This window comes from Salegentibacter maritimus, assembly GCF_016236975.1.
Taxonomy (GTDB): domain Bacteria; phylum Bacteroidota; class Bacteroidia; order Flavobacteriales; family Flavobacteriaceae; genus Salegentibacter; species Salegentibacter maritimus.
In genome coordinates this window covers 28,377-51,054 of record NZ_JAEHNY010000005.1, presented here as the reverse complement: position 1 = coordinate 51,054, position 22,678 = coordinate 28,377, and the positions used below count along the sequence as shown (strand labels likewise).

The 22,678-nt window shown below is 37.1% G+C and carries 19 protein-coding genes; 2 read left to right on the top strand and 17 right to left on the bottom strand.

Going from position 1 to position 22,678, the window contains the following annotated elements; all coding sequences use genetic code 11:
- Positions 1-11: 11 nt before the first annotated feature.
- From ilvD to I6U50_RS06510, 16 genes are all read right to left on the bottom strand, one after another.
- The gene (gene ilvD / locus I6U50_RS06585) at positions 12-1,685 is read right to left on the bottom strand and encodes a dihydroxy-acid dehydratase (RefSeq protein ID WP_198629010.1); all 1,674 of its coding nucleotides are present in this window, start codon (positions 1,683-1,685) and stop codon (positions 12-14) included.
- Between the two features lie 367 nt (positions 1,686-2,052).
- Positions 2,053-3,576 carry a bifunctional GNAT family N-acetyltransferase/carbon-nitrogen hydrolase family protein gene (locus tag I6U50_RS06580; RefSeq protein WP_317191870.1) on the bottom strand — a complete coding sequence of 508 codons (1,524 nt, stop codon included), beginning with the start codon at positions 3,574-3,576 and terminating at the stop codon, positions 2,053-2,055.
- A gap of 560 nt (positions 3,577-4,136) precedes the next feature.
- A complete protein-coding gene (locus I6U50_RS06575) occupies positions 4,137-4,769 on the bottom strand; it encodes a response regulator transcription factor (protein ID WP_198638271.1) in 633 nt (210 codons plus the stop codon).
- Positions 4,762-5,550, bottom strand: coding sequence for a sensor histidine kinase (locus I6U50_RS06570; protein ID WP_198638270.1), 789 nt, complete (start codon positions 5,548-5,550; stop codon positions 4,762-4,764). The genes I6U50_RS06575 and I6U50_RS06570 overlap by 8 nt, the downstream gene beginning before the upstream one ends.
- The gene (locus I6U50_RS06565) at positions 5,540-6,256 is read right to left on the bottom strand and encodes a hypothetical protein (RefSeq protein ID WP_198638269.1); all 717 of its coding nucleotides are present in this window, start codon (positions 6,254-6,256) and stop codon (positions 5,540-5,542) included. The genes I6U50_RS06570 and I6U50_RS06565 overlap by 11 nt, the downstream gene beginning before the upstream one ends.
- On the bottom strand, positions 6,256-6,642 hold the full coding sequence (locus I6U50_RS06560; protein WP_198638268.1) for a hypothetical protein: 387 nt from the start codon (positions 6,640-6,642) through the stop codon (positions 6,256-6,258). The genes I6U50_RS06565 and I6U50_RS06560 overlap by 1 nt, the downstream gene beginning before the upstream one ends.
- Positions 6,643-7,800: 1,158 nt before the next feature.
- Positions 7,801-8,658 carry a 5-oxoprolinase subunit C family protein gene (locus I6U50_RS06555; protein WP_198638267.1) on the bottom strand — a complete coding sequence of 286 codons (858 nt, stop codon included), beginning with the start codon at positions 8,656-8,658 and terminating at the stop codon, positions 7,801-7,803.
- A complete protein-coding gene (pxpB, locus tag I6U50_RS06550) occupies positions 8,648-9,379 on the bottom strand; it encodes a 5-oxoprolinase subunit PxpB (protein WP_198638266.1) in 732 nt (243 codons plus the stop codon). Before pxpB ends, I6U50_RS06555 begins: the two co-directional genes overlap by 11 nt.
- Positions 9,376-10,116 (bottom strand): 5-oxoprolinase subunit PxpA, encoded by a 741-nt coding sequence (gene pxpA / locus I6U50_RS06545; RefSeq protein ID WP_198638265.1) that lies wholly within the window; start codon positions 10,114-10,116, stop codon positions 9,376-9,378. The genes pxpB and pxpA overlap by 4 nt, the downstream gene beginning before the upstream one ends.
- Positions 10,117-10,452: 336 nt before the next feature.
- Positions 10,453-11,673: an Nramp family divalent metal transporter gene (locus I6U50_RS06540; protein ID WP_198638264.1), complete on the bottom strand. Its 1,221-nt coding sequence runs from the start codon at positions 11,671-11,673 to the stop codon at positions 10,453-10,455.
- Positions 11,673-12,824 (bottom strand): DUF2891 domain-containing protein, encoded by a 1,152-nt coding sequence (locus tag I6U50_RS06535; protein ID WP_198638263.1) that lies wholly within the window; start codon positions 12,822-12,824, stop codon positions 11,673-11,675. Before I6U50_RS06535 ends, I6U50_RS06540 begins: the two co-directional genes overlap by 1 nt.
- 169 nt (positions 12,825-12,993) lie before the next feature.
- On the bottom strand, positions 12,994-14,532 hold the full coding sequence (locus I6U50_RS06530) for a YifB family Mg chelatase-like AAA ATPase (RefSeq protein WP_198638262.1): 1,539 nt from the start codon (positions 14,530-14,532) through the stop codon (positions 12,994-12,996).
- 48 nt (positions 14,533-14,580) lie between these two features.
- Positions 14,581-15,441 carry an N-acetylglucosamine kinase gene (locus I6U50_RS06525; RefSeq protein ID WP_193709990.1) on the bottom strand — a complete coding sequence of 287 codons (861 nt, stop codon included), beginning with the start codon at positions 15,439-15,441 and terminating at the stop codon, positions 14,581-14,583.
- 91 nt (positions 15,442-15,532) lie between these two features.
- Positions 15,533-16,531 carry a type I glyceraldehyde-3-phosphate dehydrogenase gene (gene gap / locus I6U50_RS06520; RefSeq protein ID WP_193709991.1) on the bottom strand — a complete coding sequence of 333 codons (999 nt, stop codon included), beginning with the start codon at positions 16,529-16,531 and terminating at the stop codon, positions 15,533-15,535.
- A 19-nt stretch (positions 16,532-16,550) separates the two neighbouring features.
- Positions 16,551-17,537, bottom strand: a complete 987-nt coding sequence (gene pfkA / locus I6U50_RS06515) for a 6-phosphofructokinase (protein ID WP_193709992.1) — start codon at positions 17,535-17,537, stop codon at positions 16,551-16,553.
- Positions 17,538-17,660: 123 nt separating this feature from the next.
- Positions 17,661-17,921 (bottom strand): alpha-glucosidase C-terminal domain-containing protein, encoded by a 261-nt coding sequence (locus tag I6U50_RS06510; protein ID WP_262894729.1) that lies wholly within the window; start codon positions 17,919-17,921, stop codon positions 17,661-17,663.
- 149 nt (positions 17,922-18,070) lie between these two features.
- On the opposite strand from I6U50_RS06510, the gene I6U50_RS15910 reads away from it, so the two are divergent.
- A complete protein-coding gene (locus I6U50_RS15910) occupies positions 18,071-18,181 on the top strand; it encodes an alpha-amylase domain-containing protein (protein WP_193710020.1) in 111 nt (36 codons plus the stop codon).
- A gap of 601 nt (positions 18,182-18,782) precedes the next feature.
- The gene (locus tag I6U50_RS06500; RefSeq protein ID WP_193709994.1) at positions 18,783-21,338 is read left to right on the top strand and encodes an adenosylcobalamin-dependent ribonucleoside-diphosphate reductase; all 2,556 of its coding nucleotides are present in this window, start codon (positions 18,783-18,785) and stop codon (positions 21,336-21,338) included.
- 259 nt (positions 21,339-21,597) lie between these two features.
- Here I6U50_RS06500 and I6U50_RS06495 read toward each other — a convergent pair whose 3' ends face one another.
- Complete coding sequence (locus I6U50_RS06495; protein WP_198638261.1) at positions 21,598-22,494, bottom strand: hydroxypyruvate isomerase family protein; 897 nt, start codon at positions 22,492-22,494, stop codon at positions 21,598-21,600.
- Positions 22,495-22,678: the final 184 nt, after the last annotated feature.

Below are 22,678 nucleotides of genomic sequence, written 5' to 3'. Positions count from 1 at the left end.
AATTCACCTAATTAAAATTCATCGGTAACGCAGCCCTGTGAGGCCGAAGAAACCGTTCTTGCGTATTTATAGAGCACACCCTTGTTAAATTTTAAATCGGGGGCTTTCCAGTTTTCTTTTCTTTTCTTTATTTCTTCTGCTGAAAGTGCCACATCAATTTTATTGCTTTCGGCATTTATTGTAATCTCATCTCCATCTTTCAAAAATGCCAGTAATCCACCCTCTTGCGCTTCAGGAGTAATATGGCCAACAACAAAACCGTGAGTTCCTCCAGAAAATCTTCCATCGGTAATCAAGGCTACGTCTTTACCAAGTTTTGCTCCCATAATTGCAGAAGTAGGCTTCAACATTTCAGGCATTCCGGGACCTCCTTTGGGCCCTTCATACCTAATGACGACCACATCGCCCTTTTTTACTTTTCCTTCAGAAATTCCATCGTTAGCTTCATACTCACTATCAAATACTTTAGCTGTTCCGGTAAATTCCAAACCTTCTTTTCCCGTAATTTTTGCAACCGACCCCTTTTCTGCCAGATTTCCATAAAGAATCCTAATATGCCCGGTTTTCTTAATTGGGTTATCTAATGGCCTAAACACATCCTGCCCTTCTTCCATATCGGGAACATCGGCTAAGTTTTCGGCAAGGGTTTTTCCGGTTACCGTAAGGCAATCGCCATGAAGCATATCATGTTTCAACATATATTTTAGAACCGCTGGAATCCCGCCAATTCTATGTACATCTTCCATAGCATATTTCCCACTTGGCTTTAAATCGGCCAAAAACGGGGTACTGTCACATATTTTCTCAAAATCTGTTAAGCTAAAATCTACTTCAGCCGATTTTGCTATAGCCAAAAAGTGTAGCACCGCATTGGTAGAACCGCCCAATACTGTAAGTAAACGAATAGCATTTTCAAGCGATTTACGCGTTACAATATCACGAGGCTTTATATCTTTCTCTATAAGCAATCGCACGGCTTTACCGGCTTCTTCACTTTCTGCTTTTTTTTCTTCCCCTTCGGCAGGGTTAGAAGAATTATAAGGCAAGGCCATTCCCAGAGCTTCAATAGCAGAAGCCATGGTATTGGCGGTATACATCCCGCCACAAGCACCTGCACCAGGGCAGGCTTTTTCTATAATACTATCGTATTCTTCCTTATCTATATCGCCGGCAGTTTTTGCTCCCCAGGCTTCAAAAGCTGAAACTACATCCAGTTTCTTTCCGTTGTGACATCCAGAGGCAATTGTACCGCCATAAACTAAAATAGCTGGTCTATTAATTCTCAACATCGCCATTAATGCACCGGGCATATTTTTATCGCAGCCTACCACCGTAATCAATGCGTCATAAGACATCGCGTGAATTACCGTTTCCATAGAATCTGCTATAATATCACGAGACGGCAGTGAGTAGCGCATACCCGGGGTACCCATGGAGATCCCATCGCTAACACCAATAGTATTAAAAATTAAACCAACCAGTTCATTCTCATTTGCCCCTTTTTTAACCAGCTTAGCTAAATCGTTAAGATGCATATTGCAGGGATTACCTTCATAACCTGTACTGGCTATTCCTACAAAAGGCTTTTTAAAATCTTCTTTGGTTAATCCTATAGCGTGCAACATGGCTTGTGATGCCGGTTGCGAATCACTTTGTGTTAATATTTTGCTATATTTATTGTACATATATTAAGCTATATCTTATTTATAAAATTAAAAGTACTTTCCTCTTTAGTTTATAGTGATGTATTCACGACTTCAAACCTATTTCCGTGACCAAGCAAATAGTTTTAATGAACTGTATATCATGCAATTATACTTTATTTTATTACGATTGCTGAATTCACGTTTTTTTTCATAATTTTCTATTTACCTCATATCAACGCAAAAAAAAACCATCCCGGAAGGATGGTTCTTGCTTTTATAATGCACATCAATTCCGGATCAAATTCCCAGGGGAAAAATAATCTCGACAATAATTGACGTATTACTATTTTTATTTATTCTTTGCATCTTCACCAAAAGTAATCTTTTTTAAAAACAAACCAAATTTTTATTTTTTCTTTTTTAAAGAATATAAATCTTTTCGTCGATCTTTCATATTTCTTACGCTTCCAAAAGCATGTAGCTCTTTTAAAAGATCTAAGTCTACATCTACAATTAAGGTACTCTCGGTATTTGGAGTGGCTTCCGCTTTAATACCATTTACAGGAAATGCAAAATCTGATGGTGTTAGCACGGCACTTTGGGCATATTGAATATCCATATTATTTACTTTAGGCAAATTTCCTACAGATCCTGCCATGGCCACATAGCATTCGTTTTCAACCGCCCTGGCCTGGGCACATATTTTTACGCGAGAATATCCGTTTTGGGTATCTGTCATAAATGGAACAAACAAAATATTCATTCCCTCCTCTGCCAAAATTCTTCCTACTTCCGGAAATTCAACATCATAGCAAATAAGTACACCAATTTTCCCGCAGTCGGTATCAAAAGTTTGCAGTTTACTACCGCCCTTCATCCCCCAGGCAGCTTCTTCTGCAGGGGTAATATGCAGTTTCTCATAACGTTCGTAACTTCCATCCCTTCGGCATAAAAAGCCCACATTATACATATGTTCCCCAATAACCATAGGCATACTCCCGGTAATGATATTTATATTATAATTCACCGCAAATTCCTGGAAAGTCTCCAGCAAACGTTCAGAATAAGTTGAAAGTCCCCTGATGGCTTCAGGCTCGGTCAATTCATTAAACTGCGCCATAAGCGGCGCATTAAAAAGTTCTGGAAAAAGTATAAAATCACTCTGGTAATCACTTACTGCATCTACAAAAAATTCAATTTGTGAAACCAGCGCATCATAATCCTTAAAGAGTCGCATTTGCCATTGCACCAAACCAAGCCTTACTACGGTTTTTGGTGTATCTATTAGCTTTGTAGTTTTGGTATAATAAATATTGTTCCACTCCATGAGTACCGCATACTCCTTACTTTCAACATCACCGGGCAAATAGCCTTTTATCACTTTTTTTACGTGAAAATCGTTAGAAAGTTGAAAAGACAACACAGGATCATGGATTTCCTGAAGTTTTACTTTTTCTATATACTTTTTTGGTGTAAGCTCTTTAGAATAAGCACCATAATTGGGTATTCTTCCGCCAAAGGCTATAGATTTTAAATTCAGCTGCTCACAAAGCTCTTTTCGGGCTTCATATAAACGTCTTCCCAGGCGCATTCCGCGATAATCGGGATGAATAAAAACATCTATTCCATATAAAATATCACCATTTTTGGTATGGTTGGAAAAATTTTCACCACCTATAATTTCTTCATAGGTATGGTCTTCATCAAACTTTTTAGAATCTATTATAATGGCAAGCGCACAACCGGCAATCTTATTATCTATAATGATACAAAACTGCCCTTCGGGAAATTTATTTACCAGGTTCCTTATTTCATCTTTGGTCCAGTAGTCCTCTGGCATTTTCTGATAGCTTTTTATCATAGAAACCTTTAGTTCCTGATAGTCTTTAAGCTTTAAATTTCGAAGTTCTATTATAGGAGTTTCGTTCACGAAAGTCGGTATTTATTTAATACGAAGATACTGTAGAATATGTTGGTTTGAAAGTCCGTAATCTTTAAAGAAGAATTTAATGAAATTTAACTGAAACAAGAATAGCTTTTATTTATAAAACTTTTAGTCAGGCAAATGTTTGATTTGACCTGCCCTTCATTTCTTTTGCTCGTTCAAAAGAAACGAAGCAAAGAAAAAGACGCCTTTTTCAAGGAATTTTTTGGCGAAAGGCCAAAAACCGTGATCAAAACCCCGCGGATAACCGATTAAAATAATCGCTCATCCTGAATCTCGGGGTTTTGTCCACATATTCTGCGAAAAAGGATAAAAAAATAATTGAATTAATAAACCGATTTTTACTTGCGTCAAACTGAATTTATTTCAGAGCCTGCTCCGAAATTTATCGGAGGTCTAAGTAGAGCGTAACTAGTTTTCATATTAGATGCTGAAAAAAGTCAGCATGATGTTCTATGCTAAGATCAGACTTATTAAAAATAGATTCTAAAAATCCTAGTTCTGTTTAAAATTTTCGTAACTCCCCCTTTGGTGGCTGGGGGACCTTACAACAACAAAATCCTGTGTTTTATGGCGTATAGCACCAAACCGGTTCGGCTTCTTACGTTTAGTTTCTGGAATAAACTTTCTCGATATCCATCTATAGTTTTTGGGCTAAGGTTCATTTCGTGGGCGACTTCTTTATAGGTCATTTCAGAACAGGCCAGTTCAAGAAATTCCAATTCGCGTTTAGTAAGATTGGTGAGTTTATTTTCTTTATCCTTATTTTTAATAGCTTCAGAAACTGCATCGCTATAGAAAAAGCCTTCCTTTATCACCTCATCCAGGGCAAACTTAAACTCATCTGGATCTATATCTTTTAATAGATAACCGCGGCAACCTAATTTCACCATAAAAGTCACGGTTTCCTCATCATCTTCCATAGTAAGCGCCAAAACCTTCTGGTCAGGATAATTCTCTTTGAGCCAGGCCATCGTTTCAGGGCCATCCATTATTGGCATTCTAATATCCAACAATACCAAATCGGGTTTAGGTTGGTTGGCTTTAAAATGCGTCACCAGTTCCTGTCCGTTTTTATAAATGCCGGAAACCTCGTAATTTTCAAAAGAATTCACCAGGTTTTTTAAGGATTGTGAAAATAAAGTGTGATCGTCTACAATTGCTACGGTATTATTCATCTTGTTGCCCCATTAAAGAATAGCGTAAAGATAAGGAAGTTCCTGCGCCTATAGAAGTTTCCAACTTAAACTTTGCCTTTATCAGCGCTGCCCTGCTTTCCATATTGAATAATCCTGAATTCTTCTTTACCGCTTCCAAATCAAATCCCTGCCCGTTATCTTTTGCAGTAATGATGATTTCTTCGGAAGTAAAACTTATTTGAACACTTAATGTTGAAGCTTTCGCGTGCTTGATCACGTTAGAAAAGAATTCCTGAAGTATCCTGAATAAAATTATACTGTGTTGCTGTGGAATTTCCTGTTTTTCTCCGCTTACTTTCAATTCGTTTTCAATAACGCCCATACGCTGAAACCTTTCCAGTTCATTTTCTACCGAAACCACCAAACCGGCATAGCCAATTACCTGATTGTTTAAAGATTTTGAGAGCGAACGCACTTCCTGAAGCGAATTCGCCACAGTTTCTTTAATTTCTAAAGCTGAGTTTTTTTCGGCTTCAGGTAGGTTTCTTGAAAAAATATTCAACTGCATATTGGCAACAGAAAGTAACTGACCAATATTATCGTGCAATTCCCAGCCTACATTTTTTAAGGTTTGTTCCTGCATTTCTAAACGCGATTGTGAAATTTCCCGCTCAAAGCGCTGTTTAGCCTCAAATTGCTCTTGTAGCATCTTGTTTTTACGCCGTTGGTACACCACAAAAAAAACGATCACAAAAGCCGTTAGCATTAAGATAACTACCACAAAATAGATGATAAGTAAAATCTCTTCCTTAGAAAGCATTTTTTAATTTTTTTGAAGATGAATTTTTCTTATTGGCCAACCATAAAAAGGCAATACTATAGGAACTATACATAAAAATATTCATTGCAATCATAATCAAACTGCTGAGCTCCACAAATTCCGGACTTTTATCATTAAAATATTTGAAATAAATAATGATAGGAGTAGTAGTTAAGAAAAATAAAAGCGCTGGAAAGGAAATATAAAAGCTAATTTCCCTTTTAATATTTAGAATTTTGGAACTCAGTAAGATTTCAAAGTAATAATAGAAAATAACTCCCAGCAGAAAAAAACTACCTAATAAATAAGTAACTACGGAGTTACTCTGAAGAAATACATCTGAAAATATTAAATTAATAATGCAAATTATCACATATAATAATAAAGCTTTATCAATAAATTTTCTTGTTTTATTATTTGAAATATTCCATTTAAAAAAGAGTATATAAACAACAAAACTGATAATCAAATAAGGATTATATAACCAATAAGTTCTGTACAAAAAAGTTTGCTTTAGAAAATGTAATTCTTCATTCCAGTAGATTGCAGCCGGAAATAATCCTATACTTTCAACAAAGAATGTCAGCAATAGAAAATACGAAAAAAACCCAACCGCTTTATCGGCTGGGTTTTTCTGGTAAAAATATAAGCCGCATATGGCCGCAATACCCTCAAGTAAAAATACCAGGAATCTAAAATCTTGCATTAATATTCCATTGGAGGCCAGCCCGAGCCAATTGTATTATATGGATCAATTTCATAATTATTAGGGTCAGAGTCTTCCTGGGCACTTTCCGTTTCACCCTTAGCTTCTTTGGTGGGCGAGAGAAACATGGTAGTATAACTTTTTTTCTCTTTGGTTTTAGGATAAGCCCCTAAATAAAACCGAATTCCCGGTTTTTCTACCCCCTGCTCCTTAGATTTCTCGCGAACATAATCCAGGTACTCCTGTAATTCGTCCAGGCTATACCAGAATTCGCGGGTATCTTCATAACCCTCGGCTTCCCTAATATCTTTCCCGCGGGTCTTTACCCATTCGTCCTGTTCCTTACGCGCCTCTTCAACGCTGATGCACTTTTTTGGTTTTTTCATTTAATTGGTTGGTTAAAAAACTTAATTTTTTGTTAAGGTAAATTTAGTAGATTTTTTCATTTTGGCAAATCTTTGGTTGTCAGTTCTTTTTCGGTTGTGGGTTCTCAGTTGTGGGTTTTCTGTTTTCGGGTAATTCGGTTAAGCGTGTGGTTTGCAGGTTGGGGTTTATTGTTCGAGGTTTGTTGTTTGGCGCCACGAATTCACGAATATTCTTTGCTGTTATCAGTTGTGGGTTGTCAGTTGTGGGTTATGAGTTTTGAGTTCTCGGTTGCGGGTTTTTAGTTGTCGGTTCTCTGTTATCAGTTGTCGGTTGTGGGTTATAAGTTTTCTGTTACTGTATGTTTCGGGTTTGCGTTTGCATTAGACAGTTTATAGTTCGGGGTTTATTGTTTATTGTTGAAGATTTACAGAATTTTATCCTACTCTCTTGTTTCTTGCTTTTTCTTCCCCTCATCACTATTCACTAATCACTTTTCAACTTTTCAACACGAATCACTTCTCGATACTTTCCGACTCTCGTCGGAACACTCGAAGTGACGGGGAACTCCAAACAAAAGATCGCCGCACTCGTTCCTCGATCGCGATGACGGAAAGAAAAAGATGCGTCATTGCGAGGAGGCGTTGACTGATGTGGCGATCTATTTTTAGTCTGTTGTCTGTTTGGTATTCAAGGGTGGATTCAACCTAGATTCTGAAACAAGTTCAGAATGACATTCTGAAGAAAGGGGATTTTTCCCCTTGTAACCACTCGCCTTATGCTCTACTTTTGACATAGTCATTTTAGTTAGCTAAAGTGTTTTGGGGCAAAAAAGTGTCGTTAACGGTGAGGAGTTTGATTGGTAGGGTAATCAGATTTCTCGTAAACCAAGACGGCACTTTTTTATTAGTGAGCCTTGATATTCATAAGGCCTTTGGCCGTAATGAATATTCTAGAGCGAACTAATCCCGATTTCACATCGGGATCTTCTAGTCCCAATGTTGTTTTTCCCGTCACCCTGAATTCATTTCAGGGTCTAATTTCTAAAAAATTCAAAACAACTTAGAACCTGAAACGAATCCGTCCGAACGGTAGAGCAGTTTCACTGATAGGTTAGCAATTTAACAACTTAGATGCTGAAATAAATCAGCATGACGTCTCAATGATGTTTAAAGAAAAGTTCATGTTTTAAACAAGAACCTAATCTTATCCCCTGCCTTTTTCTGCGCCATCATATTAATTCCTTTCTCGCTTAATTGCAAAACCCTGGGATATCCACCCGTGGTTTGGCAATCGCGCATAAGAACGATTAATTTTCCGCCGGGAGTAAGTTGAACAGTACCGGGAAGCACCGGGCCGGTAATAATTGGCTGCAGTTCGTTCTCTAAGATCTCGCTCAGCTGAATCGCCATTCTATTATTATTTTTATCAATACTAAACTTACTTTGTCTCAAATGACTTTTTAAAGTTTCGGGCAGTTTTTCGAATTCAGGGCCGGGAAAAACCTCTATTTCTTCAGAACTCAAATATTCCTCATCAAACTTTATCCCAGCGTGAGTCTCATATTTTTCCTCCTCAGAAGCTTCGTATTGCAACTCCATCCCTTTCTCTAGCTTTTCGTGGCTGGTAATATCTTCGTACCAACTACGGCTCCCCAGAACTTTTTCGGTTTTAAATCCGTCGAGGATTGCTAAATAAGAACGCATCCCAAGTTTTGGCCTCCCAAAAGATAAAATATCACCTTCGTGAATTTTCACCACTTGATTATTGTCGATTTCAATATCGTTTAGTTTTGGAGAAAGATTTGCTCCACTGATAGCAATTTTTGTAGCTGCCGAAAATTTAAGTTTTGGTCCCATTTGGGTAATTTCCATCACCGAGGCGTCGGCCTGATTTTGCAAAATAAGGTTGGCGGTTTTTAAAGCGATTCTATCCATCACTCCACTTAAAGGAACTCCATATTTTTGAAATCCGCGACGGCCAAAATCCTGTATCGTGGAAAATAATCCCGGATGTAATACTTCAACTTCAGCCTTCATAATTTTCTTTTTTTAGTTGAAAAGTTCCTTCGGAAATTTGCTCTAAAATCTCTTTAAATTCCTCCCTGGAAACCGAATAAAATTTCACTTTATCTCCGGCCGAAATCTCACACGGAGGATCGTTATTTTTATCAAACAATTGCACAGGGCATTTGCCTAAAATCTGCCATCCGCCGGGACTGGATTTCGGGTAAATTCCGGTCTGGTTTTCGCCTATTCCAACAGCCCCTTTTTCGATCTTCATTCGGGGTTGATCTTTACGCGAAATTTGCAGCTTTTTATCCAGCCCTCCCAGGTATAAAAATCCGGGTAAAAATCCAGTGAAAAACACGGTATAAAACGGCTTGGTATGAAGCTTAATAATTTCTTCTGTAGAGAGCTTTTTCTCTTTAGAAATGTATTCCAGGTCCCAACCGAATTCCTCATTATAGCAAACCGGCAAATAGAAAATTTGTTGGTTATTTATTTTTCCTATCTTGGCCTCTCCAAACAGCTTTTTGATGGCTAAAACCTCATTATAGATGTTTTCTATAGTAAACATATAACTAATTAATAACGAGCTATATGTATTGATTACCTCAACATTTACTTCATCATAAAACTCCTCCAACTTATTCTTATAAAAAATGAGCTTTTCAAGAAGGTTTTCTTCTATTTTGGGCTCAAATTCTATTAGAATTCCCCGCTCCCCCATCGGTGTTATCTTAGGAAAATCATTCATTTCGCATTCTTAATTTTAACGTTATGCTTAGCAAATTTCTGGTCTAAAAAACTCATAATTTCCACTGAATTTGGTGTGTCACTATGCAGGCAAAAAGTAGCGGCATTACAACTGATTTTCGTCCCGTTTTCACAGGTGATTTTCCCTCCAAAAAACATAGAAAAAAGATGCTCAAAAACAGCTTCTTTTTCGCTTATCAAGGCGTTGGATTTTGAACGCGAAACCAGGCTATAATCCGGGTTATAATTTCGATCTGCAAAAGCTTCAAAAACTATTGGAATTTTCCCTTTCGCAAGTTTAGAAATCACCGAATTTAATGGACAAAGAAGGGCTAATTTTTGATCGAATTCCAGTAAGGAATCTATGATAATTTGAGCTGTTTTTTCGTCTTTTGCAGCTTCATTATAAAGTGCTCCATGAGGTTTTACATGGGTAAGTTTTACCCCTTCTGCTTCGGCCAATTGTTTTAAACTTAAGATTTGCGCAACAATAGAACGCTGCAATTCTTCCACAGAAATCTCCATAGTTTTTCTCCCAAAATTCTCCTTATCCGGATAAGAAGGATGTGCTCCTATTTCTACCCCATGCTCTACAGCAAGTTTAATAGTTTGCTGCATAGTGTCCAGATTTCCGGCATGGCCTCCACAAGCAATATTACAGGCAGAAATATGCGGCATTAAAGCGGCATCAAATTCGCTACCTTCACCTAAATCGCAGTTTATATGGATTTTTTTCATTTCAAAATTTTTCTAATCATTAATGTTATTCATTTTTTCCATCGATGAAAAAACGAATCAAAAAAATCTAGGCTTACGAATATTTATCTAAATTTATCGTTCTTCACCTAAATTTTAGGAACTCGCCATCATCATCTTATTAAAGATGAAAAGTCATTTTGCTCAAACAGCCTAAAATTTTACGGTGCTTTCACTTCAAATTTATACGATAAATTTTCGGTAGGCCAAAAAACAAGGAAAAACCTATAGCAATAGATTAAAATCAAGCTTAAGACCTATTAATATAAGATTTTAGAAAGCTTACAGTAAGATAAATTGACTAATCCACACAAATTATTAAAAGCTTTGTAAAACGCTTAGAATCGCTTTAATTCCTAAAAATACGGAAAGCGCAATAACAAGTAACCCCAATACATTTTGCAATTTGGAATTGCGGTGTTTACCCAAAACCGAAGCTCTATTGACTACCCAAAATAAGAAAATGGCAATAACAGGCAATAGGATTCCGTTAGCGATTTGAGCAAAACGTATAATTTCAATCGGATTAATTTGCAGGGAAGAGAAGAAAACGCCTAAAATAAGCACTGAAGCCCAAACCATTTTAAATTTTAATGATTTCATTCCCCCCTTCCATCCAAAACAACCTTTTACTACGTAAGCGGCCGCCAAAGGTGCTGTAATAGAAGAAGTGATTCCGGCAGCCAAAAGCCCCAAAGACATAAACCAGGTGGCAAATTTTCCAAATAATGGCTCCAGGCTCACCGCCATATCAGCTGCAGAATTTACATTAGTTAATCCCGAGGAAGCCGCACTAATAAGAATCGCCATAGAAACAGTACCACCAAGAATTATAGAAACTATAAGTTCTTTCCTGGCAATAGATAAATAGGAAGCTTCTTTCCATTTTTCACTAACAAGAGAAGCGTGTAAAAACAAGTTATAAGGAACCACCGTTGTACCTACAATAGCCATTACCGTAAGCAAACCGGCAGCATTGCTTGTTGGAATAAGTCCGTTTAAAATTTCTAAAATATCCGGTTTTGTAAGAATAGCAGTAAGCACAAAACTTATACTCATTAATAAAACCAGGCCAATAAAGACCTTTTCAAGGGTTTTATAACTACCGGTAAACAAAAGTATAAAAGCGACAGAGCCAATAAAAATACTCCAAAGGTTGAGCTTAAAATCGCCAAATTTGATGTTTTGAACTCCGAAAATAGCTTCAGCCCCTAAAACGGCACCGGTTATATTACCTGTTTCGTAGGCAGCATTACCAATAACTATCGCTGAAAAAATAAGAATAATCGCTAAAACCCTGAAAATTGGTTTTTTGATCTCTTCCCGAATAACATCGCTTAAACCTTTTTGAGAAACCACACCCAACCTGGCTGCCATTTCCTGTAAGATTATACAGGAAAAAATAGAAAGTAATAACGCCCAAAGCAGGCTATAACCAAATTCAACCCCGGCAAGTGTACATACTGTAACTGTTCCCGGACCAATAAAAGCCGCAGAGACCAGTATTCCCGGACCCAGATTTTTAAGGAAATTTCGCACTATAGGCCTTTAGATTCCTGTAAGGCATAAATAGCAAAAGACCCCAACCAATGGCCACCTTCGTAGCTATCGCCTACCAAATTGGGGAAGGAGTAAGCCATATGCTTATCGGCCAGACCTTTTAAATGAGAGAACTTTTCAGGATATTGATTTATAAGTCCGTAAAAAACCCAGGCACGACTAAAGTTAAGTCCGTCAAGGTGTACCAATTTTCCATCAGTCCTATCTGAAACTTCCCCAACTTCCATTTGAAAATCTTCCGATCTCAATTGCGGAAGAAAATCATCCAGCCACATTTCAAACGCATTTTTAGGCAGAACCCGGCGCATAATATTTATTTCTTCCAGGCAGGGAGAAAGAAAATCGAAACCACTAGGTTCCCAGCTTAAAGGACAATCGTCGTCTTTTAAATAAAAGTCTTTAGCGCGTTTTGAAATGAGTTGTTCTAACTCGGCGTTTTCTGCAGCAATAGCATAATCGTAAGCAAAGCTAAGTCCGAAGGCCGTATTGGTGTGCTCTCCCACTCTAATGGGATAATTTAATTTTGGCAGGAATTCTATATATTTTTCAACTATAAGATTGGTTAAAGGAGCTAAATTTTCACTAAGCTCTTCTGCAAGAGGATCGTTCCAGGTTTCTAATTCTTCAGCCAATTTTAATAGCCAGGCCCACCCGTAGGTACGCTCAAAAGAAGCACTTTCCTCTCTTTGAAAGTAGGCTATTTCCCCCTGAATATTTTCTGCAGAAAGAGACTCTTTTAATTTTCGTCTAATAGTTTCTGCTTTTTCCAAATCGGGAAACTGTTTCAGCAAGCTTAACATAGACCAATGTGCATGCACGGAAGAATGCCAATCGAAACACCCATAAAATGCCGGGTGAAGCTCTGAAGGCTCACCCAATGCTTCTTTATTCTCCAAGGTTTGGCCCAATTTATTTGGATATTCGGTATTAATACAATTTAACGGAAGCTCCGCCAGGTTATTTGCTTCTTTTAGCGTAAATTCCACCCGATTTTCTTCAAGCAATTCACCATTTAAAATACTTTTGTCTGTAATACTATCGTTTTCAATTTTTGAAGCACCTTTCCCTTCAGGGTCACCTTTACAGGCAAAAATTAAAATTAATATTAGCAAGGATAAACTTTTTTTCATAATAGTCCGGTCTTAGCAAACAAACTCCTTCAAATGCTCTCACGAGCCAACGAAAGGTTAAAACAAGCTGAATTTAAATATATGTATTTCTTTAAGAGGTAAATATAAATTAAAAGTTGACAAAATTTAAAGAGCAAAGCTTTTAAAAATATCAAAATTTACTTAAAAATTAACCTAGCCATCCATCGCGATCCAGGCTTCGGTATTGAATAGCTTCACTGATATGATTTCCATGAATACTCTCTGAGTTTTCTAAATCGGCAATGGTTCTGGAGACTTTTAAAATACGATCGTAGGCACGTGCAGAAAGGTTTAAACGTTCCATCGCGGTTTTAAGCAATGCTTTTGAAGACTCGTCTAAAGCACAAAATTCCCGAATTTGCCCCACACTCATTTGCGCATTATAATGAACCGAATCAGATTCTTCAAAACGTTGGGTTTGAAGCTGGCGTGCCTGTGTTACCCTTTTCCTAATTTCCACACTGCTTTCACCCCGTCTTTCTTCACTTAACTTTTCAAATGGCACTGGGGTCACTTCAATATGAATATCTATTCTATCTAAAAGAGGCCCGCTAATTTTACCTAAATAACGTTGCATTTCTGCGGGAGAAGATGTTGCCGGCGCATCTGGATCATTAAAATAACCACTGGGACTGGGGTTCATACTAGCCACCAACATAAAACTCGAAGGATAAGTTACGGTAAATTTAGCCCGGGAAATAGTAACCTCCCTATCTTCCAACGGTTGGCGCATCACCTCTAAAACACCGCGTTTAAATTCGGGTAATTCATCTAAAAACAAAACCCCATTATGAGAAAGCGAAATTTCACCCGGTTGAGGGTAAGCTCCACCACCAACCAGCGCTACATCTGAAATTGTATGATGGGGACTCCTAAAAGGTCTTTGAGACATTAAACCTACATGCTCCTTCACCCTTCCCACCACACTATGTATTTTTGTGGTTTCCAGGGCCTCATGTAAACTCATTGGAGGCAAAATACTAGGCAAGCGTTTAGCAAGCATGGTTTTACCTGCTCCAGGAGGACCTATTAAAATAATATTGTGTCCACCGGCTGCAGCTATTTCCATACAGCGCTTTATAGATTCCTGACCTTTTACATCGGCAAAATCATGTTCCGGATGATCCAGGCTTTTATAGAATTCTTCGCGTGTGTTTATTAAGGTAGGTTCTAAAGCTTCATCTTTGTCAAAAAAGTTAATGACTTCGGTGATATTTTCTACCCCATATACATCAAGTCCGCTTACTATTGCAGCCTCTTTCGCATTTTGTTTAGGAAGGATAAAACCTTTAAAACCCTCTTCCTTAGCCTTAATAGCAATGGGCAAGGCTCCCTTTATAGGTTGTAAGCTTCCGTCTAACGAAAGCTCACCCATAATAATATAGTTTGATATATTTTTAGCATTGATTTGGCCTGAAGCTGCCAAAATCCCAAGACTTAAGCTAAGGTCGTAGGCAGAACCTTCCTTTCTAAGGTCTGCCGGTGCCATATTAACAATAATTTTCTTTCCGGGAAATTTATACTTGTTATTCTGAAGGGCTGCCGCAATTCTAAAACTACTCTCCCTTACGGCATTATCGGGTAGCCCTACCAGATGATAACCAATACCAGTTGCCACATTTACCTCTATAGTAATTGTTGTAGCCTCTACCCCAAATACAGCACTCCCATAAACCTTTACTAACATTTAAGAACAAAATTTCCTAAATGTACTAAATTTTACAAGAAAAACTTACTATTTAGCAACAAGCACTTTTTCTCTATAATATTCTATTAACCCATCAATGGGTCTGCGTACAATATTTCCTATTTCAATCCCATAAGGTTGCGCTACTGCCCGTATGATATCTTCGCTAAAATGAGCAATTGTTCCAATAAAGTGTACCGGTGTATTTTGCGCTTGTTTGTAACACATTACGCGAGAATGCATAAAATCGGTAATACCCTCGTGAACTAATTTATAGAAATATCCATTACGTTCGTTAGAAAAGATAAATTCAGCAAATGATGCTAAATATGTATTTGGATTTTCCTTACGATAAAGGTTTTTCTTAATCTCATCAGAATCAAGATTGTATTTCTTACCGAATTCTACTGAAAGTTCAGGAGGCATTCTTTTGTAATAATAATCTCTGATAAGCCTTTTTCCAAAATAGTTCCCACTAGCTTCATCCATAAGAATATATCCCAGGGAATCAACTGACTGATGTATATCTTTACCGTCAAAGAAACAGCTATTGGATCCTGTACCAAGAATACAAACAATTCCAGGCTCTGTAGTCGCCGCATAAACAGCAGCCACCATATCTTCCAAAATTATCACTTCCTCTACATTGGTGAAGAAATTGGTGAAAATTCCTTGCAATAGTTTACTAGGTGTTTCAGTACCACAACCAGCACCGTAAAAATGTACTCGTTCTACTTTATCCTTTACTTCTCTTAAATCGGCATTTTCTTCAACACGTTGTTCCAGCACTACCTCTGGAAATACCGCGGGATTTAAGCCTTTAGTACGGGTTCTAAGTAATTCTTCTCCCGTTGCACTAAGTAAAATCCAGTCGCATTTTGTTGATCCACCGTCAGCTATTAGTATCATTTATATGAATATGATTTAAATTAAAAAGCCTGAGGAAAGCGCTAAGAGGAAAAACCTAAGCATAACTTTCTTCAGGCTCTAATGTAAAATATTAAATTGAATTAACGTGTGCCGCTAAATCCAAAAGTTTGGCTGAATAACCATACTCGTTATCATACCAAGCGATTAGTTTAAAAAAGTTATCGTTAAGAGCTATACCAGCTTCAGCATCGAAATTACAGGTATGTGCATCTGATACGTAATCTTGAGAAACAACAGCATCCTCTGTATAAGAAATCACTCCATTGTAAGAGCCTTCTGAAGCTTTTTTGAATGCAGCTTTTACATCGTCGTAACTTACAGATTTTTCTGTTTTAACTGTAAGGTCTACCACAGAAACATCGGCAGTTGGAACTCTAAAAGCCATTCCGGTAAGTTTTCCATCTAACTTAGGAATTACTTTACCTACTGCTACGGCTGCTCCAGTTGAAGAAGGTATAATATTCATAAGTGCACTTCTACCTCCTCTAAAATCTTTTGCTGATGGCCCATCTACTGTAAGCTGAGTAGCTGTAGTTGCATGAACCGTGGTCATTAAACCTTCAACAAGACCAAACTCATCATCTATTACTTTGGCAAGTGGTGCAAGACAGTTAGTTGTACAAGAAGCATTAGAAACTATAGTATCTTCCGGCTTTACATCCTGGTGGTTTACACCCATTACAAACATAGGTGCGGTTTTAGAAGGTGCAGAAATCACAACTTTCTTAGCACCTGCTTTAAGGTGGGCACTTGCGCTATCTTTTTCTTTAAAAATTCCGGTACAATCAACAACAACGTCTACTCCTACATCTCCCCATTTAAGGTCTTCTGGATTTTTTTCTGCTGTAATACGAATATCTTTACCGTTTACTACAAGGTTTCCGTCTTTAACAGCAACATCTCCTTTAAATTTACCGTGAACAGAGTCATATTTCAGCATATATGCCAAATGATCTACATCTAACAAATCGTTTATTGCTACAACTTCTACGTCACTTTTTTCAGCCGCGATTCTAAACGCTATACGTCCAATTCGGCCAAAACCATTAATTCCAATTTTTGTACTCATAATTTAAATTTTAAAAAATTTACACAGAAGTGATGTTTGCCACCCTTCTTAATTCCTGATCAAATTCCCTGTCTTCTTTTAAAGCGGTTTCCAAAGGCACATGCACCACTTTTTTATGATCCACTCCCACCATGATATTGGTTTTACCATCGGTTAATGCTTCAACCGCACCAACGCCAAGCTTACTGGCCAGAACACGATCAAAACAACTTGGGGAACCTCCTCTTTGAATATGACCCAGCACAGAGACTCTAATATCATATTCTTTGTGACTTTCCGAAATAACTTCGGCTAATTGAAAAATATTTTTACCACTCTTCTCACCTTCAGCTACTACGATAATACTGGAAGTTTTTCCTGATTTTTTACTTTTCTCCAAAGACTCCATCATTCGCTGAATCCCGCCGTCTTCTTCGGGAAGCAATACTTCTTCGGCACCAGCCCCAATACCACTATTCAAAGCAATATCTCCTGCGTCACGCCCCATAACTTCAATTAAAAACAAGCGGTTATGAGAACTTGCTGTATCGCGAATCTTATCTATAGCCTCTACTACCGTATTTAAAGCGGTATCGTAACCTAAAGTATAATCGGTTCCATTAATATCGTTATCTATGGTAGCAGGAATTCCTACAATTGGAAAGTTGAATTCACCACTAAAGTAAAGGCCACCCGTAAAGGTTCCGTCACCTCCAATGACCACCAAAGCATCTATACCGGCATCCGAAAGGTTCTTGTAAGCTTTCTTTCTTCCTTCTTTAGTTTTAAATTCTTCAGATCTGGAAGATTTAAGAAAAGTTCCTCCTTTATTAATAATATTCCTAACCGATCTAGCGGTAAGATCTTCAAAATCCTTTTCTATAAGCCCCTGGTAGCCTCGGTAAACACCAACGCACCCCAGGTTATAATATGAACAGGATCTAACAACCGCTCTAATGGCGGCATTCATCCCGGGAGCATCTCCACCGGATGTTAAGACTGCTATTTTATTAATTTTCTTTGCCATTAGGTCAAAGCTATTTTAATTCTACCATATAACCTAATTTCCTAAAAAACTAAAACGTTTTCGGTTAATAACTAAGAAAAATAACTTTTTGCGAGACCTGTTTTTATTTTTTTAGTAAAAAAATTATTTATTTATCAAGATCAGATACTCCCAGGCTTCTAATTTCATATCTTTTTCTTTTGAGATTGTAAATGTCTCTCCTGAAAAATAATTTTTAAATATTCCATCTAATTGAATATTAAAATTGATATTTTTCTTACTCATATTCGCTATAAAAATGAGTTTTGCCCCGTCTTTTTCTCTCTTAAAAGCCAAAACTTTTTCTTCTTCTGAAGTTTTATTTTTTTTTAAAGAAAAAGGCTTATGATTATTAAAGAAGACCAATTAATAGGAATACACACGCTTTTTATAAAGTTTAAATGAATTTATTTCTAAAAAACAAAAGGATACAAAAAAAACCGAGATTAATTATATATATTAGCGACCAAAATAATTAAACGGAAAACGTTCAAATTAATTGAAATAGTGTTACTATATTAAACAACAGTAACAACTCAAATTATGTCCCTACCTCCGATGAAAACGGAATGGTCACGATTGAAGCTCCGGCGAATGGATATTCAATTTATTCCATAACAAAATAGGTTTTATTTTGAATTTTCATAGGTGTTAATTCAAAGATTGGCTGGTTGTTAGCTCAACCAGCCTCTTTATTTTTATAAACCCGCGTTTTTCTTAAACCAGATTAGCCTTTTTTTTCAGACTTTGCCACCCCTAAAAATTAATTGATATCGGCCGGTAGGAAATCATTGGCTGTGGTGACATAGTATTAAACCCCATTTTTCACATTCAATTATTTATTGGCACCGCCAAAGGATATAATATCCCGAGGCTTTCTTCGAAATTAAAAACTTGTTTCCAACGAATGCCTCGTTGGCTTACCCAGAGGTAGTTTACTAATTAATTAAAATTAAAACACTGTAACACCTCAATTTATAACAAAAAATAACATTTAGGTCGTTTAAGCTTAACAAAAAAGCAGTTATTTAATGCACAAGTTTAAATTATATTTTTTTACAAATTTGTCAACTTACAAATGTTGATAAATTTACAATTTACTGATAAACAGTTTATTAACAATTTTTGTTTGATAACTTTTTTCAACAGGATTTTATATTCTTATACTTCTTTGTCTATATTTACAGTCTGCTTGAAACTATTACTAATCCAAAATCTAAAATTAATATGGGTGTGAACACTACTACCGCCACTCCTAAAATCTATAGCCAGGAAGAGGCCTTTAAAGCTTCGCTTGACTATTTTAAGGGAGATGATTTAGCCGCACGGGTGTGGGTAAATAAGTATGCGCTTAAAGATTCTGAAGGGAATATTTATGAGCTTACGCCAAACGATATGCATCGTAGAATTGCAAAGGAAATTTCCCGTGTAGAGCAACGCTACCCAAACCCAATGAGTGAAGATGAGGTTTTTGACCTTATTAAAGACTTTAAATATATTGTTCCCCAAGGTAGCCCTATGGCGGGTATAGGAAACCCCTATCAAATTGCATCCCTTTCTAACTGTTTTGTTATTGGCAACGATGGTGATTCAGACTCTTATGGCGGAATCATGAAAATAGACCAGGAGCAGGTGCAACTTATGAAGCGTCGTGGTGGTGTTGGGCATGACCTATCTCATATTCGCCCAAAAGGATCGGCAGTTAAGAACTCGGCCCTTACATCTACCGGGATAGTTCCTTTTATGGAACGTTACTCTAACTCTACCCGCGAAGTTGCCCAGGACGGCCGTCGTGGAGCACTAATGCTTTCGGTTTCTATAAATCACCCTGATTCTGAAGACTTTATAGACGCTAAAATGGAGCAGGGCAAGGTAACCGGGGCCAATGTTTCAGTGAGAATTGATGACGATTTTATGCGTGCGGTTAAAGAGGAGCGCAATTATGTTCAGAAATATCCAATTTTTAGTGAAAATCCTAAGAAATCTAAAGAGATTGAAGCCAATAAGCTTTGGAAAAAAATAGTACATAACGCCTGGAAATCGGCAGAACCGGGAATCCTTTTCTGGGATACGGTAATTAACGAGTCGGTACCAGATTGTTATGCAGATCTTGGTTACAAAACGGTTTCAACTAACCCTTGTGGTGAGATTCCACTTTGTCCTTACGATTCTTGCAGGTTATTAGCGATAAACTTATTTTCTTATGTAGAGAATCCGTTTACGAAAGATGCTTCTTTCAACTTTGAACTTTTCAAAAAACACATCGCAGCTGCGCAACGTATCATGGATGATATCATTGATCTTGAACTAGAGAAGATTGATGCTATCCTTGCAAAAATTGAAGCAGACCCTGAAGGAAATGAAATTAAAGGTGTAGAATATAACCTTTGGAAGAATATACAAGCCAAAGCAAAAGAAGGTAGAAGAACCGGAATAGGAATCACCGCAGAAGGTGATATGTTAGCCGCTTTAGGTATAAAATATGGAAGTGACGAAGGTGTAGATTTTTCAGTAGAAATACACAAAACCATTGCTTTAGAAGCATATAGAGCTTCAGTTTACGCCGCGAAAGATAGAGGTGCTTTTGGAATTTTTGATTCTGAAAGGGAAAAAGAAAATCCATTTATCCTTCGACTTAAAGAAGCCGATGAGAAATTGTATTACGATATGCTGGAATATGGTCGTCGTAATATTGCATTACTCACTATAGCCCCTACCGGAACTACTAGTTTAATGACGCAAACAAGCTCTGGAATTGAGCCGGTATTTATGCCTGTTTATAAAAGAAGAAGAAAAGTAAATCCGAACGATAAGGATTCACGAGTAGATTTTGTAGACGAAGTTGGCGATTCATGGGAGGAATACGTAGTTTTCCACCACCGTTTTAAAGAATGGATGCAAGTAAACGGTCACGCCATAACCGATGATTATACGCAAGAAGAATTAGATAAGTTGGTTAAAGCTTCTCCTTACTATAAGGCTACTTCTAATGATGTAGATTGGCTAAGCAAGGTAAGAATGCAAGGGGCAGTACAAAAATGGGTAGACCACTCTATTAGTGTGACTATTAATTTACCAAACGATGCCACTGAAGAATTGGTAGGCGAATTATATCTAGAGGCCTGGCAAGCAGGCTGTAAAGGTGTTACAGTATACCGTGATGGTTCTCGTTCTGGAGTTTTAATTTCTAATGACGAGAAAAAAGAAGAAACAGAAGAAGAAAATAATACACCATTCCCAACTACACGTCCGCAAACATTAACCGCAGATGTAGTTCGTTTCCAGAACAATAAAGACAAATGGATTGCTTTTATTGGCTTGATAGACGACAGACCTTACGAAATCTTTACCGGTTTTGCCGACGATGAAGAAGGAATTTTATTGCCTCGTTGGGTTACTGAAGGTGTTATTATTAAAGCCAGAAATGAAGACGGAACTTCTCGTTACGATTTCCAGTATCAAAATAAACGAGGGTACAAGACAACTATTGAAGGCCTGTCTCATAAATTTAATCCAGAATACTGGAATTATGCGAAATTAATCTCTACTACTCTTAGGCATGGTATGCCAATTGAAAAGGTAGTAGACTTAATAAGCAGCTTACAACTGGACAGTGAATCTATAAACACCTGGAAAAATGGAGTTGCCAGAGCCTTAAAACGCTTTATTGCAGATGGTACTGTTGCAAAAAAACAAAAATGCCAAAATTGTAATTCATCTAATCTTATCTATCAGGAAGGTTGCCTTACCTGTCAGGATTGCGGTTCTTCTAAATGTGGATAGATAGCTCTTGTTAGATTAGATAAAAAACAGCCTTTTGAAAATTTCAAAAGGCTGTTTTGTTTATTGCTCTAAAATATTTTAAAATGAACTCTCAAAAATACTATCACCAAGCTTGTCTTGATTAGAGCTTATTTGAATTATTTAAAAGTTAAAATAAATTCAGTGTAAAGAATATATAAACTAACCTAAGCCGTTTTATATATTTTCCGTTTTCTAAGTTTATTTAAATGATATTCCCTCGCCATTTTTATTTTTGAAACTAAACATCACAAATTTCAATGGCCTTTCTTAGCGATAAAATTTCATCAGGGTTGGTGGGAATAAATTCCTGGGCTACATAACCGGTAAAGCCGGTATCTACAATTGCCTTCATAATTGCCGGATAAAATAACTCCTGAGTATCATCAATTTCGTTTCTCCCCGGAACTCCGGCTGTATGATAATGACCAATATAGTTATAGTTCTTTTTAATACTAGCAATTATATCACCTTCCATAACCTGCATATGGTAAATATCAAAAAGAAGTTTAAAATTATCTGCCTGGATTTCTTTAGCCAGGGCAACTCCCCATGCGGTGTGATCTGCCATATAATCGGGATGATCAACCTTACTATTAAGAAGCTCCATAACCAGAGTAACATTTTTCTTTTTTGCATACTTCAGTAGTGGCTTTAATCCTTTTGCACAATTTTTAATTCCGGTTTCCTCATCCATACCTCGTCGGTTTCCAGAAAAAACAATCACGTTTTTTATATTATGCCTGGAAGCTTTATTAATTAAGCCGCGATATTTTTCCTGAAGATTACTATGATTTTCCGGCTCATTAAATCCGTTTTCAATACTGGCAAAATCATCAGTAGCCATAGAACAAACCAATCCATACTCCTCTACTGTCTTCCACTCGGAAGGTTTTAAAAGGTCTATTGCCTGAATCCCCATGCTGGCACAGGTTTTTGCAAACTTATCTAAAGGAATATCCTGAAAGCACCAACGACAAACCGAATGCTTGATGTTATTTTTAGGCTTATTTAAGAAAGTTTTATTGTCTATATAATTCATAGCAGCAAAAGAAGAGGCTACGCCACCAATACTTAAAACTCCTGAGCCTATGGCAATGCTTTTTAGAGCATCTCTTCTTGAAAAATTTTTATTCATAATAATTGGTTTTGGCTGGTTACTATTTTAGAGATAAAAACTACGAGCTTTTAAGCTTAAAAGCAATTATCTCAGTAAATTGTAATTTGCAAAGCATTTTACAATAAATGTAAATTTTACAATTATTATTTAGAAAAAAAATTTTTTCGGTAAATTATTTTTTAGATTTTTCTTAACTAATTTT